General features: G+C 63.1%; 11 protein-coding genes and 2 pseudogenes. 7 read left to right on the top strand and 6 right to left on the bottom strand.

Going from position 1 to position 13521, the window contains the following annotated elements:
• Positions 1-30 precede the first annotated feature (30 nt).
• Positions 31-1716: an AMP-binding protein gene (locus CUREI_RS02695; RefSeq protein WP_038610132.1), complete on the top strand. Its 1686-nt coding sequence runs from the start codon at positions 31-33 to the stop codon at positions 1714-1716.
• Between the two features lie 139 nt (positions 1717-1855).
• Here the strand turns inward: CUREI_RS02695 and CUREI_RS02690 are convergent, their stop codons facing one another.
• The 4 genes and pseudogenes from CUREI_RS02690 to istA form a co-directional block, all read right to left on the bottom strand.
• Positions 1856-2695 carry an ATP-binding protein gene (locus CUREI_RS02690; protein ID WP_269077755.1) on the bottom strand — a complete coding sequence of 280 codons (840 nt, stop codon included), beginning with the start codon at positions 2693-2695 and terminating at the stop codon, positions 1856-1858.
• 18 nt (positions 2696-2713) lie between these two features.
• A pseudogene (locus CUREI_RS12745) lies at positions 2714-2776 on the bottom strand (hypothetical protein); the annotation flags it as partial.
• 108 nt (positions 2777-2884) lie between these two features.
• Positions 2885-3652, bottom strand: coding sequence for an ATP-binding protein (locus tag CUREI_RS02685; protein ID WP_038610129.1), 768 nt, complete (start codon positions 3650-3652; stop codon positions 2885-2887).
• 3 nt (positions 3653-3655) lie between these two features.
• Entirely contained in the window at positions 3656-5296 is a 1641-nt protein-coding gene (gene istA / locus CUREI_RS02680) for an IS21 family transposase (RefSeq protein WP_084768122.1), read from the bottom strand.
• Positions 5297-5465: 169 nt separating this feature from the next.
• Between istA and CUREI_RS02675 the strand changes: the two are divergent.
• Both CUREI_RS02675 and CUREI_RS02670 read left to right on the top strand, forming a co-directional pair.
• A pseudogene (locus CUREI_RS02675) lies at positions 5466-6029 on the top strand (phosphomethylpyrimidine synthase ThiC); the annotation flags it as partial.
• Positions 6030-6036: 7 nt separating this feature from the next.
• Positions 6037-6846, top strand: a complete 810-nt coding sequence (locus tag CUREI_RS02670) for an inositol monophosphatase family protein (protein WP_038610120.1) — start codon at positions 6037-6039, stop codon at positions 6844-6846.
• Positions 6847-6864: 18 nt separating this feature from the next.
• Here the strand turns inward: CUREI_RS02670 and CUREI_RS02665 are convergent, their stop codons facing one another.
• Positions 6865-7734, bottom strand: a complete 870-nt coding sequence (locus CUREI_RS02665) for a S1 family peptidase (RefSeq protein WP_038610117.1) — start codon at positions 7732-7734, stop codon at positions 6865-6867.
• A 98-nt stretch (positions 7735-7832) separates the two neighbouring features.
• Here CUREI_RS02665 and CUREI_RS02660 point away from each other — a divergent pair, with 98 nt between their 5' ends.
• From CUREI_RS02660 to CUREI_RS02650, 3 genes are read left to right on the top strand one after another with little or no spacing between them, the layout of a single operon-like run.
• Positions 7833-9047: an amidohydrolase gene (locus CUREI_RS02660; RefSeq protein WP_084768120.1), complete on the top strand. Its 1215-nt coding sequence runs from the start codon at positions 7833-7835 to the stop codon at positions 9045-9047.
• Between the two features lie 17 nt (positions 9048-9064).
• Positions 9065-10294, top strand: coding sequence for a DUF418 domain-containing protein (locus tag CUREI_RS02655; RefSeq protein WP_038610114.1), 1230 nt, complete (start codon positions 9065-9067; stop codon positions 10292-10294).
• Positions 10269-10712: a GNAT family N-acetyltransferase gene (locus CUREI_RS02650; protein ID WP_038610111.1), complete on the top strand. Its 444-nt coding sequence runs from the start codon at positions 10269-10271 to the stop codon at positions 10710-10712. The genes CUREI_RS02655 and CUREI_RS02650 overlap by 26 nt, the downstream gene beginning before the upstream one ends.
• A gap of 1 nt (position 10713) precedes the next feature.
• Here the strand turns inward: CUREI_RS02650 and CUREI_RS02645 are convergent, their stop codons facing one another.
• Positions 10714-12432: a BCCT family transporter gene (locus CUREI_RS02645; RefSeq protein ID WP_051952155.1), complete on the bottom strand. Its 1719-nt coding sequence runs from the start codon at positions 12430-12432 to the stop codon at positions 10714-10716.
• Positions 12433-12536: 104 nt separating this feature from the next.
• On the opposite strand from CUREI_RS02645, the gene CUREI_RS02640 reads away from it, so the two are divergent.
• Positions 12537-13451 carry a cation diffusion facilitator family transporter gene (locus CUREI_RS02640; RefSeq protein WP_038610108.1) on the top strand — a complete coding sequence of 305 codons (915 nt, stop codon included), beginning with the start codon at positions 12537-12539 and terminating at the stop codon, positions 13449-13451.
• The last annotated feature ends 70 nt before the right edge of the window (positions 13452-13521 follow it).

The following is a 13521-nucleotide window of genomic DNA, read 5'->3' as shown; positions in this document are numbered from 1 at the left end:
AGCACACCCCGCTACTGAAAGGAAGCGCACATGTCTAAATACACTCTTCACCCCGATACCGACCACGGGGTACCAAAAAAGGAAGTCATACGTCAATTTTTCTACTTCTTGAACGTCATCCGAAAGAACAACATCTTCGAGCTCGGCTCTGTCGCCGATGTCAAAGCAGATGCTAGAACCATTAAGCGTTTTGGCTCGCTTGAAAGCGGCGGCCTTGCCAACACCGCTCGGCGTCATCCAGAACGCCTGGGGCTTGTAGATGACGACGGAGAGCTGACCTACTACGAGTTCTATGACCGTGTGGTACGGCTGGCTACTGGTTTGATGCAAAATGGGGTCCGCGATGGAGGTAACCTAGCCGTCTTGGCTTTGAATGGTCGTGCTTCCATTTTCCCACTGTGCGCCCGCCAGTTCGTCGGCTATCACATCTTCATGATCAACGCTAATAGTTCTGGACCCCAGATCGAACGGGTTCTAGAATTCCACGAGGTGGAAACCCTCATTGTCGATCAGAGTTTCTACGACCGGCTCACCGACAAGACCAAAGAGAACTGCACCGTCATCATCGGGCATATCGACGACCCCGGAATGCTTCCAGCAGATGCCCTTACAATGGACCAGGTCATCGAGAGCGGTTCCACAGATCTCGATCTTCTACCTGAAAAACCTACTAGGTCACAGCATGTGGTAATGACATCAGGAACGACGGGCATGCCTAAGGGTGTAGTCCGAAGGCAGCTGAAGTCGCCCCAAGGGATCGGACCCGTGCTTGGAACCGTCCCGTGGCGGAGAGGTATGTCCGTTCTATTAACCGGGGTGCTGTTCCACTTTTACGGGTGGGGCAATATGCTCCTGTGCATCTTCACCGGTTCAACAATCGTTACGCAGCGGAACTTCGATTCTTCTAAGGCTCTTGAACAGTTCGAAAAGTACGACATCAATGCTTGGATCAGTTCAGCCTCTCGTTTACGAGAGATGATCGCTCACCTCGACCGGAACGCAATCGACCGAGTAGACGGTCTAGAATTCATCACTTCTTCCGGTAGCCCGCTAACCTCATACGAGGTCGAGAAAGTAAATGAGAAGTTCGGAAAAGTTTTCCACAACTGCTACGGGTCAACCGAGACCTCAGGGTTAGCCATCTCCGATGCTGATGAGCTAGCCGCAGATCCGACACTCACAGGCACTATTCACCCCGGTTCAGTTATCGAAATTCGTGATGACGACGGCACTCTTCTACCGGACGGTGAAATCGGCGAAATTTTCGCCGGCGCATACGATATGTTTGTTGGCTACACTGACCCTTCAATCGAGATCAAGACCAACAACAATCTTCTGCGAATGGGTGATCGCGGCTATCGACGCGGTAATCGGCTTTACGTTAAAGGTCGAGCAGATGACCTTGTAATCACACAGTATGGCGAGAAAATCTTCCCTTCGGAGATTGAGGATCTCCTCGTTCGGGACGAAAGGATTGACGATGTCCATGTTCATGGTGTCTCAGATCCTCACTATGGGCAAGCTCTGCGAGCCTACGTAATTCGTGAGGACGGGGTAACCGCAAACGAACTCGACGACGTGGAAGTGCGACGAATCGTGACGGCTGGTCTCTCAGATGCTCATGCACCGAGAGATGTATTCTTTGTGGCCGATTTCCCGCGCAACCCGATGGGCAAAGTGATCCGGCCTGAACTTCCCGGACAATCTACCGTTTAAGACTGTTAATCTACGTTCTCTGCACTGCTCCCCCGTTAGTTGCCTGCTGATGGGGGAGCAGCCCTTTTTCAGAACAACCGAATCCAACAACGCCTCAAAGGACTGCCCCGATACAGTATCTCGACCTCAGAATGGACTTCTAAAGAGAATGAAGCCTCATTTTCCTATGTGACGTAGGCTGTTTTGGGTTCCTTCCGGTCAAGTCCCGGGTAGTGGTCACGCCGAAGCCGCCGGGTGCGCGGTAGTGCTCGATCTTGCCGGGACGCGGCGCGAAGTTCTCGTTCGGGTCCTCGGCGTTGATCCGGCACTCAATCGCGTGGCCCCGGATCTCGATGTCGTCCTGGGTCAGGCGCAGCTTCTGCCCGGAAGCGATACGCAACTGCTCCTGAATCAGATCCACACCGGTGATCATTTCGGTGACCGGGTGCTCCACCTGAATACGGGTGTTCATCTCGATGAAGTAATACTTGCGCTCGATGTTGTCGAAGACGAACTCGACGGTGCCCGCATTCTTGTAGCCCACCTCTTTGCACAGGTTGATGGCTGCCTCTTGGAGGCCCACGCGGAGCTCGCCGTCAATCGCAGGCGACGGCGCTTCCTCGATGAGCTTCTGGTTGCGGCGCTGCGAAGTGCAGTCGCGTTCACCGAGCGCGATGGCGTTCTCGCCGTCCGCCAGCACCTGGATTTCGATGTGGCGGATGTCGGTGAGGTAGCGCTCGATGTACACGGACGAGTCGTTGAACGCGGACTGCGCCTCGTTCATGATCTCGTTGAGGTCCTTCTCCAGGGTGTCCTCGGACTCCACCACGCGCATGCCGCGCCCGCCGCCGCCAGCGGCTGCCTTAATCAGCAGCGGGAAGCCAGTTTGCTTGGCGACGTCTAAAGCTTCCTCGTACTCGGTAACCACGCCATCGGAGCCGGGAACCGTGGGAACGCCCGCCGCCTGCGCGATCTTCTTCGCCTCGATCTTGTCGCCCATGCGGCGGATGTGCTCCGACGACGGGCCGACGAAACCGATGTTTTCTTCCTCCACCATTTTGACGAAGTCGGCCTTTTCGGAGAGGAAGCCGTATGTTTAGACCACGTGTTTAGTAACGGTGTGGTGAGTATCGGGTAACGCCCGGGTGAGTATCGAGTAACACCCGGGCGTTTTGGGGTTTCGGCGGGGTTATGGGGCCAGTCGCATGTTGGTGCCTTCGAGTGTGATGATTTCGGCGCCGGCGACGAGTCGGTTGAGGATGGATTCGGCGATGACGGCATCGGGGATGGATTTGTACCACTCGTCGGGTGTGAACTGGGATGTCACGATGGTGGATCCGCGGGGTTCGCGCTCTGCGAGGATGTTGAGCAGTTGGTGTGCGGTGACGGCATCGATTGGGGTGGTCAGGAAGTCGTCGAGGACTAACACGTCTGTGTGGTGGAGGTCTTCGAGGAATGTGATGCGGGCTGGGTCGTCGTGTTTGAGCACGGCGAGGTGGTTGGCAAGTGTGTCGGTGCGGAAGAAGCGTGCGGAGTAGTCGTTTCGGCACGCCGCGGTGAGTAGTGCTTGGGCGAGGTAGGTTTTGCCGACGGAGGATTTGCCCAGGATGACAATGTTTTGTGCGCTTTGGCACCATTGGCAGTGAGCGAGTCGGGTGATTTGCTCTTTGTTGATGGTGCGGCCGGGCGTGTAGGTGATGTCTTCGATACAAGCATCGGGATTTGGCGATCGGGATGCTTTGAGCAGTTTGTTGACTCGCCTCTCACGCTTGGCCGCTACCTCTTTGTCGAGTGCGTAGAGCACCTTGTCGGAAAAGCTCCAATCGTCGAAGGCGGGATCGGCGGCGATGTCGATGACGCTTTGTCCGAAGGCGGTCATGCGCAGGTCGGTAAAGACCGGCAGGACTGATTCATCGAGGAAGCGGGCAGATGCTGATGCTGGCTGTGGGTGGGGCATGGGTTATGCAGATCCCTTCTTGGTGAGGTTTTCGAGGCTGAACTGGGCAGCACCACCGAGGTAGGCGCCGCGGGTGTCACGCGCTGTCGGCGCAGGCGCGCCGTCAGCGGGTCTGCCGGTTGGTTGATCGGTTGGCAGGTCAGTGCCTGTAGGCCGTGTGGAGGTGTCTTTGCGCACGGCGGCCATCATGTTTTTCACCGCGGTATACGACACAGCACGCCTAGCACCGTCGGTGGACACCAACCGCCTGCAGGCTTCTTCGAGGATTGGCTTGTTGGTGTGTTTGCCCATGCTGAGCACGTTGCGGCACGCTTGGTACGCCTGGGCAGGGATCGCTTTGGCTTCGATGAGCTCGGCAATCACCTGGCGGGTGGCCGGCCCGATCTTGGCGGCTTCGCGCAGGAAGTACTCGCTTGTCCACAACCCACGGGTGTCACCCATGTTCGCCGGGATGTGGTCGGTGTCGGTGACATACACCCCGCGGGCACGTGCGAGTTGGTGGGTGGCCACACGCTGCCCGGCGTCGAAGACGGCGAGACTGTCACCGGTGATACGCACATCCACGGTGCGGCCCACCAGCTGGTTGGGCACCGAGTAATGCGCGTTGTGCACTCTGATGTGGAAGTTCGGCGCGACTTTGGCGCGTTTCCATTCGGTACGCTGCCACGGCGTTTCAGGCAGCGCGGTGAGCACGTCGCGTTCGAACTGATCAAACAATGCGCGCCTGCTCGTCGCATTGCCGCGAAACGGTTCGGCAGCGTTGATCCCATCGACTAGGACGGTGATTTTTGCGTTGAGCTCGTCTATTCCGGCGCACTGGTGGCCATCGAGTGCGTGGATAACGTTCTGGGTGACAATCTTGACTGCAGCTTCAACGCTGGCCTTATCCTTGGGACGTTTCGCCCGAGCCGGCAACGCGGCGGTGTTGTAGTGCTCCAAAAACTCCTCGTAGGTGGAGTTGACCCGGCGATTCCTGTCCGCGGCACTGATCGCATTCGAAGCCGTTGAGGCATTATCCGGCACGATGACCTCGGCAACCCCGCCGAAGTACTCGAACGCGCGGATATGAGCTGCAAGCCACGCGTCCTGGCGCTCATCCGCGCACGCGCAGGCGAACACCATCCCTGAATACGGCAGCGAGGCGACAAAGATACTGACCTTCAAGCCTTGCCCGCCGGTGGGGTCAAACAACCGCATCTTCGTGCCTGCCCAGTCCACCTGCATCGTATGGCCTGGGAGATGGGTGATTCTGGCGGTCAGCCCGGCTGCATCGACGTGTTGAGCCACAAGTTGGCGAAACCGCTCGTAGCTGTAGTACCGCTGGCCTGTGCCCGCAGGCTGTGCGGTGTAGCGGCCCCACAGCACCTGCAGGGTCACCTTGTTGCGCCCGGTGCGCGCCTTGGCGACAGCGTCGAAATCGATCGGGACGAAATCCCCCTGAGCATGGCTGCGCCCGTCGACGAACCAGTCCGCCAGCTCATGATCCGCAACCCCACGAAGTTGCTCACGGGTTGTGATGTTGTGTTCCACCAGCGCATCGCGAGCCTTTTGCACGGTGGTGTGCGAGCACCGCGAACTCGAACAGATTTGACGGACAGACCAGCCTTTGAGCACTTGATCCATTACCGCCCGGTAGTCAGTCACAATCAGACTCCTCTGGTAACGCCGCGTGCCCTGAAGTCACGCGGTCACCAGAATCCTCCCCCGGACTGTTACTGGATGCTCACCAATGCGTTACTCGATACTCACCACGGTGTTACTAGATACGACCGCGCAACAGCCGTATCCGGGGTGGATCGCATCGGCCTTGAAAGCCATCGCAGCGGCCAACATCGCCATGGGCGGCACGGCCATGCTGTGCTACGTCACCCCCAAGGAGCACCTGGGACTGCCCAACCGCGATGACGTGAAGACGGGCGTGATCACGTACAAGGTCGCCGCGCACGCGGCCGACGTGGCGAAGGGCCACCCGGGCGCGCGCGACTGGGACGACGCGATGAGCAAGGCCCGCTTCGAGTACCGCTGGCATGACCAGTTCGCGCTCTCCCTCGACCCGGAGACCGCGCAGTCCTACCACGATGAAACCCTTCCGGCGGAGCCCGCGAAGACGGCGCACTTCTGCTCCATGTGCGGGCCGAAGTTCTGCTCGATGCGCATCAGCCAGGACATCCGCGACGAGTTCGGCGACCAGATCGCGGACCTGGGCATGCCCACCTTCGACTTCGACGCCACGCCCGACCCGGTGACGGGCCCGGCCGCGCGCGAGGGCGAGCAGGAGATGGCGCGTGAGTTCCGCGACCTGGGTTCCAACGTCTACCTCGAGGAGAACGACGAGGCCGCAGACGCGGCAGGCACCGCCACCCCGTCTGCGCAATAATGGCTGCGTGACGGAAGCAACCAGCACTGCAGCATTCATCGAGGCCCACCGCGCATCCACCGATGCCGAGCTGGCCGCGGCGCTCGTCGAGCACGCCGGCCAGCTCGCCCTCCGCATGCGCGCGGAGGGCGTCGGCACCGACTTCAAGACGTCGATCTCGGACGTGGTGACCGATGCGGACCGCGCCGCCGAGCGGTTTGTGGCCGATGTGCTCGCTGAGCTGCGCGGCGACGACGGCGTCCTCGGCGAGGAGGGCGCGAACCGTCCGTCCGCCACGGGCCGCACCTGGGTGATCGACCCGGTGGACGGAACCTACAACTTCTCGCAAGGCTCGGATTACTTCTGCTCGGCGCTTGCGCTCATCGACGCCAGCTCCGCCCACACGCCCGCCATCGGCGCCGTCCACCGCCCCGCCACGGGCACGACCTGGCTGGCGGCGCACGGTAACGCCACGCGTGACGGGGTGGAGCTTGGGGGCTTGCCGGAGGCGTCGCTAAGCGAGAGCGCCGTGGTGACCTACCTGCACCCCACGTCCCTGGCCGACGACGAGGTGCGGGAGACATGGCTGCGCGTGGTCACCGGCGCCGCCACCCTGCGCATGCAGGGCGCGGGGTCTGTGGATCTGTCCAACCTCGCATCCGGACAGATGGGCGCGTGGCTGCAGCACACGGTGCCGGATTGGGATTGGCTGCCGGGCAAGGCGCTTGTCGAGGCCGCGGGCGGGCGGTGCGTCGAGGTCGACGCCGGCGGGGTGACCTGGTGTGTGGCGGGCAACCCGCAGGTGGTCGACGAAATCGCGGGCAGGCTCCGCGGCTAGCTCCGGCCGGTTTACCCGCTAGGGCAGACGGAAACCGCCCGGCATGTCGCCGAGCGCGGCGTCCATACGCAACGAGCCTGTCGGCGCGTGGACGGGGCCCTGCAGCGGCGTCCTGCAGGACACGTTAAACGGCGGGCCCCAGATGCCGCCGTTGATCATGCCGATGACACGGTCGCCCTCCATGAGGGGCGCGCCAGAATCGCCCTGCATCGCGCACACGTGGTTGGTGTTGCGGGTGCCCCCATCGTTGATGGTGTAGCCGCAGGTGGTGCCCGACGCCACGCCGGTCTTGCACACCACACCGCCTGCGGGCACCGGCGCGCCGCCGAGGCGGTTGACGGTGACGCCGTTGTAGCTGCGCGTGACCTCGGTATTGGGGGCCAACGTGATCACGGCGTAGTCCAGATCGTGGTTGACGTGGGTGATCATCCCGGTGCGGCCGAGCTGCGGGGCATCCGCTGATTGCACGGCATCGCCCACCTCGCCGCAGTGGCCGGCCGTGATGGCGACCTTCTGCCCGCGGTCGTTGTAGCCGGCCACGGTAGTGGTGCAAATGACCTCCTGGCCGGGCACGGAGCCGACGTAGAGCGGGGTGCTGGGGCCGTAGAGCGCGCGGCCGCGCCGCAGGGCGTCCTCTGCCTCTGGGGGCGTGCGCGGCGCGTCGAAGAAAGAGCCGGGCACGCGGTACAGCACCTTATCCGCCGCGGGTTTTCCGGCGAGCACCTTGGACACCGGGTCCGTGCGCCACACATAGTTCTGCAGGTCCCCCACCGGTGCCTCGGCGTTCTGCGCGTGCGCAGGCGTGCTGCCCGTAACCGTCCCCGTGACCGCCGAGGTGAAACACAACATCGCGACGGCGAACAAACGGGCGGCGGACAGTCGGCGCATGGGATCCCCAATCACATTGGCAACTTCAGTATCAACGGAAACATTCAACCACATCCTTTCCTGCTACGGGAGGGGTTGAACGCGGTTAGAGTGAGTCCATGACGCACTCCCCGAAGCTTTCTGGCCACCTCGCCCAGTTCGAGCCCACCATCGACGCCACCCGCGACAAGCGCGAGGCCCTGTACAAGTGGCTCCACCAGCACCCGGAGCTGTCCATGGAAGAGGTGGAGACGTCCAAGCGCATCGAGGACGAGCTCACCGCCCTCGATTACAACGTCACCGCGGTGGGGAGCACCGGCAAGGTCGGCGTCCTAGAAAACGGCGAAGGCCCTGTGGTGTGCTTCCGCGCGGACTTCGATGCACTGCCAATCACCGAAGCCACCGGCCTGGATTACGCCGCCGACCCAGAGCTCGGGCGCATGCACGCGTGCGGGCACGACATGCACACCGCTGCCCTGCTGGGCGCCGCCGAGGCGCTCGCGCAGCACAAGGACGCATGGTCCGGCACGTTCATTGCCCTGTTCCAGCCCGGCGAGGAAACGGGCGCCGGCGCCCAGGACATGGCGGATGCCGGCCTGGCGGAGAAAATCCAGAAACCGGACGTGGTGCTGGGACAGCACGTGGGCACGATGATGGAAGGCTACGGCGTGGGCGCACTGGCCGGCCCGGTCTTCGCAGCGTGCGTGCAAACCAAGATCACGCTGTACGGCTCCGGCTCCCACGGGTCCATGCCGCACACCGGCATCGACCCTGTGGTGCTTGCCGCCAAGATCATCCTCAGCCTGCAAACCATTGTCTCGCGCCAGGTCAACCCACAGGAGCTCGCGGTGGTCACCGTCGGTGCGGTTCACGGGGGTGAATCTCCTAACACCATCCCCGACTCGGTGGAGCTGAAGGTGTCCACCCGCGCCTACACCGACGAGATGTCCGACAAGCTCAACGCCGACATCGAGCGCATCGTCCGCGGCGAGTGCGCCATCGCCGGGTGCGAGCGCGAGCCGGAGTTCGAGGTTGTCGGCGGCGCACCCGAGTTCTGGAACGACGAGGACACCGCGGAAACCGTCCTGGCGGCATTCCGCGAGCAGTTCGGCGACCAGACCAGCGATTTCGGCCGCCTGTCCGGCTCCGAGGACTTCCCCACCATCGCCAACGCCTGGGGCGCGCCGTACTACTACTGGGTGGTGGGCAGCAGCGACAACCCGAACGCCCCCTACAATCACTCGCCCAAGTTCGCCCCGGACCTGGACCCGGTGCTGGACCTGTCCACCCGCGCAATCCTGGCCGGCATCTCCCCGTGGCTGATGCGGAACTGACGGGGTACGTTGAGCGCATGCAGGACAGCCGACCCCAACAGCAACGCCTGATCGTCCCTGACCTCGCCCGCGGCACCGCGCTGCTGGGCATCGCGATGGCCAACGCTGCCCAGGCGTGGGTGATCAACGACTGGTCCGAGGACCAGTCCCGGGTCGGCTGGTCCGTCGGCGGCGTGCGCCCCGACAGCGTCGTCGACCAGTTCAGCGCCATCTTCGCCGCCATGTTCATCCACGTGCGCGGCCTGCCAATGTTCTCCACGCTGCTCGGCTTCGGCTTCGGCCTCGTGGCCGCCAGCCTCTACCGCAAGCACTACCCGGCCAAACAGGCCCGGCGCGTGCTGTGGCGCCGCTACGGCATTCTGGCGCTGTTCGGTTTGGCGCACATGTTCCTGCTCTTCTTCGGCGACATCATGCTCACCTACGGGCTGGTGGGCATCCTGCTCGCAGCCATGCTCACCCTCAGTTCGAAGACGCTTCGCATCATCGCCTACGTCATCCTCGTCATCTTCACGGCGATGGGCGTGATGGGCGCGTTCGCGTCCCTGTACTTCGACGCCGGCGCCGGCATCATCGAGTCCGCCCCTACCGCCACGCTGGACAGCCTAGGCGCATATTTCAGCACGAACACTCAAATGGCGCTCGGGCTCTTGGCCATGCAGCCGTTCGCCGCACTCCAGCTCGGCGCGCTCAGCATCATCGGCTTTGTGTGGGCGCGGGAGCGGGTGCTTATCGACGTCGCTTCGCACCGCCGTACCCTCATCACCTGGACCGTCATCGCGGGGCTGGTCATCGTCTGTGTCGGCCTGCCGTGGGGGCTGAGCGCCGCAGGCGTGCTGCCCGCCGAGTGGGAGATGCCGCTGTTCGTGCTGAACCAGGCCGTTGGCTACCTCACCGGCCCGGGCATCCTAGCCGCGCTCGCGCTCGCCACCGACAGCCTGCACAACCAAGTGCCCGGCTGGGCCCGCGCGTTCGTGGCCTTGGGCAAGCGTTCCATGTCCGGCTACCTCGCCCAGTCGTTCTTGTTCGTCCTCCTGTGCACGCCCGCGTTCCTGGGAATCGGTCTGGACTCCTCAGTCACGGGCAAGCTACTGCTCGGGCTGCTGGTCTGGGCGATCACCCTCCTGCTCGCGGTCGTGCTGGACCGCGCGGGCAAGCAGGGCCCCTTTGAGTGGGCGCACCGCCACCTCTCCTACGGCACTACAGGAAGGATTGAGCCGAAATATGATCACGTTCAAGTCGCTGGTTGAGATGACCCCGTTTGAGGTCCACCAGCTGTACAAGCTGCGCGTGGACGTCTTCGTCGCCGAGCAACACTGCCCCTACAACGAGATTGACGACCAAGACGCGGACCCCGACACCCGCCACATCCTCGCCTTCGACCGCGAGGCGCTCGTCGGCTGCGCCCGCGTCTTCCCCACCGAGAACGGGGCCCGCTTCGGCCGCTTCGTGGTCCACCCCAGCCACCGCGGCTCTGGTCTGGGCCCGGATATCGTCCGTGCCGGCATCGAGTGCACCGAGCGATTCCCCGGCGACCTCGTCATCGAGGCCCAGGCCGGGCTGGTGGGCTACTACTCCCAGTTCGGCTTCGTGGCCGAGGGCGAAGAGTTTCTGGACACCGGCGTCCCCCACCGCGCCATGCGTCTGACACGCGGAGCTCGTCGATAGGCTAGGTGCGCTCACTGCGCTCACTGCGGTCCAGCACGAAGCCCTCGGGGAACTTCCACGAGTCGTCCTCTGCGTCGTACTCCAGCTCGGGGCGCTCGACCTCGTTTCCTTGCGCGTCGTAGCCCGGCGCGGGCTTGCTCTCGCCTTGCTCGAGCTTCTCGGCGGTGTCCGTCTTCTCCCAGGTGCGCGACCGTGTCTTGCGCGCAGCCGCGGAGTCGTCGTTCATCGCCTTGACCAGCGAGTACATCATGACGAAGTACATGAAGAAGAACGGCAGGGCGATGATGATCACCACTTGCTGCAGGGCGTCGATGCCGGAATCGTTGATAAACAGCAGAGCCCCGGTGACCAGGCCGACCGCGACCACCCAGCCCACGCGGTAATAGGTGGGCGACTTGTTCTCCTCGCCCGAGGCGAACATGTCCATCACCATGGCGGCGGAGTCCATCGAGGTGACGAAGTAGAACACGATCACCACGAGCGCCACGGTGCCGGTGATGGCGTACAGCGGGTACTCGGCCAACAGGGAAAACAGCGCCTGCGGTGTGTCGCCCTCCTCCACCACCGGGGTGGTCAGCACGCCCGGGTCTTGCTCCTCCATGTCAATGGCGGCGCGGCCGAAGATGGAAAACCACACGAGGTCGAACGCGGTGGGCAAAAGCAGCGTGCCGCCGATGAACTCGCGAACGGTGCGGCCGCGGGAAATGCGGGCGAAGAACATGCCCACAAAGGGCGACCAGCAAATGGTCCAGGCCCAGTAGAAGGCGGTCCAGGTGGCGTGCCAGCCGGGGTTGTCGTTGTAGGAGTCCACCCAGAACATCAGCTCCGGAAGGGACTGGGCGTAGATGCCGAAGGACTCCGTGATCTGCCCCAGTAGCTTCAGGGTGGGGCCGGTGAGCAGCACGAAGATCATCAACGCGATGGTGCCGGCGATGTTGAGGTTGGACAGGATCTTCACGCCCTTGTCCAGGCCGGTGGCCACGGAGATGGAGGCGGCGATGGTGATGGCGCAGATGATGGCGATCTGCACCGGGGTGACCAGCGGCACGCCCCACAGAATGTTCATGCCGGCGGAGATCTGCAGCACGCCCAAACCCACCGAGACGGCGAGGCCGAAGACTGTGCCGATGATGCCCAGGGCGTCGAGAAGCTTGCCCGGCGCCTCGTACACCTTGCCGCCGAGCAGCGGCGCGAACATCGACGACATGCGCGCGGGCATCTTCCGCTTATAGACGAAGTACCCTACGGCCAGCCCCGGCAGCGTGAAGATGACCCACATGTGAATGCCGAAGTGGTAGTAGGTGAACTCGAAGGCCTGGATGATCGCGTCGCGGCTCATCGAGTCGTATCCGCCGCGCGGCGGGTTGTAGGCGTGGTTGAGCGGCTCTGCCGCGCCCCAGAACATCAGGGTCGCGCCCATGCCGGCGGCGAACAGCATGGCGAACCAGACCGGGTAGGAGTACTCCGGCTCGTCGTCATCGTCGCCAAGGCGCAGGTTGCCGTAGCGGGAGACAAACACGCAGATGAGAAACACCAGGGTGGCGGATACGCCGCCGATGTAGAGCCACGTGAAGTGGTCCATCAGCCAGCCGGAGATAGCCGCGTAGGTCTCGCGCGCCTGGTCGCCGAACGCCAACGTGGCGGCGACGAACACCAGGATGAAGCCCAGCGCGGTAAAGAAAATGAGCGGGTCGGAGTGCAAGCGACGGGTGCGCGCCATGCGGGGTCCTACCTAACTATGTGCGAATGCGGTGAATATGCGGCTCGTTCGCACCACGGTACCGGTATGCTAGGCTTGCCCACCGGAAAACGGGGTTGAGAGGAATGAAATCCGTGGTTGCTGACGAGCAGAAACTCCTCGAGCGCTTCATGTGGCTCTCCATCGGCGCAACTGTGCTGACCATCGTGCTCAAAGCAACGGCGGCGTGGGTGACCGGCTCCGTGGGCTTTTTGTCCGACGCGATCGAATCCGGCATCAACCTCATCGCCGCCGCCGTGGGCCTGTGGGCACTGAAGTTGTCAGCCAAGCCTGCGGATGCGAACCACAACTTCGGCCACGCCCGCGCCGAGTATTTCTCGGCCCAGGTGGAAGGCTCGCTGATCCTCCTCGCCTCAGTGGCCATCATCTTCACCGCCATTGACCGGCTGATTAACCCGGCCCCTGTGGAGCAGGTCGGCATCGGCCTGGCCTTCTCCATCGTCGCTACGGCGCTGAACGGAGCCGTGGGCATTGTGCTCATCCGCGCCGGCAGGAAGTACCGCTCCACCACGCTGGACGCCGACGGTCACCACCTGCTCACGGACGTGTGGACCACCGTCGGCGTCATTGTCGGCATGGCGCTGGTATGGCTGACCGGGTGGCAGCCGCTGGACCCGATCGTCGCCCTCGTCGTCGGCCTGAACATTCTGTTCACCGGCTACAACCTGCTTAAGGGCGCAATGCTCGGCCTGCTCTCCGAGGCGCTGCCGCAGGAAGAGACCGCAGTGGTCCACGCGTTCTTGGACGACTACGCCGCCGCGAACGGCGTGACCTTCACCTCCGTGCGCACTGCCGCCGCCGGCCGCCAGCGCACCGTCAGCTTGGTCATGCAGGTTCCCGGAGACTGGACTGTCGACCGCGCCCACGACCACGCCGACGCCGTGGAGGAAGGCATGGCGCACGCCCTCGGCAGCGCAGAAACCATCGTGCACGTGGAGCCGCTGGGGCACCCCACCCGCACTGGCCCCCTGGAAATGTAGGGACGCGCGGATCTGCTAGTTACTGCGCGCCGTTTGTGGATGGGCACTAGCAGATCAGCGGTCGAGGTTT

The organism is Corynebacterium ureicelerivorans (genome assembly GCF_000747315.1).
GTDB lineage: Bacteria > Actinomycetota > Actinomycetes > Mycobacteriales > Mycobacteriaceae > Corynebacterium > Corynebacterium mucifaciens.
The sequence above is the reverse complement of the archived record's forward strand: the minus strand, read 5'-3'. Positions and strand labels throughout refer to the sequence as shown.

Coding starts and splice junctions, on each gene's coding strand:
- CUREI_RS02695 (WP_038610132.1), top strand. CDS start 31: ATGTCTAAATACACTCTTCACCCCGATACCGACCACGGGGTACCAAAA.
- CUREI_RS02690 (WP_269077755.1), bottom strand. CDS start 2,695: ATGGGCGACAAGATCGAGGCGAAGAAGATCGCGCAGGCGGCGGGCGTT.
- CUREI_RS02685 (WP_038610129.1), bottom strand. CDS start 3,652: ATGCCCCACCCACAGCCAGCATCAGCATCTGCCCGCTTCCTCGATGAA.
- CUREI_RS02665 (WP_038610117.1), bottom strand. CDS start 7,734: ATGCGCCGACTGTCCGCCGCCCGTTTGTTCGCCGTCGCGATGTTGTGT.
- CUREI_RS02660 (WP_084768120.1), top strand. CDS start 7,833: ATGACGCACTCCCCGAAGCTTTCTGGCCACCTCGCCCAGTTCGAGCCC.
- CUREI_RS02655 (WP_038610114.1), top strand. CDS start 9,065: ATGCAGGACAGCCGACCCCAACAGCAACGCCTGATCGTCCCTGACCTC.
- CUREI_RS02650 (WP_038610111.1), top strand. CDS start 10,269: ATGATCACGTTCAAGTCGCTGGTTGAGATGACCCCGTTTGAGGTCCAC.
- CUREI_RS02645 (WP_051952155.1), bottom strand. CDS start 12,432: ATGGCGCGCACCCGTCGCTTGCACTCCGACCCGCTCATTTTCTTTACC.
- CUREI_RS02640 (WP_038610108.1), top strand. CDS start 12,537: ATGAAATCCGTGGTTGCTGACGAGCAGAAACTCCTCGAGCGCTTCATG.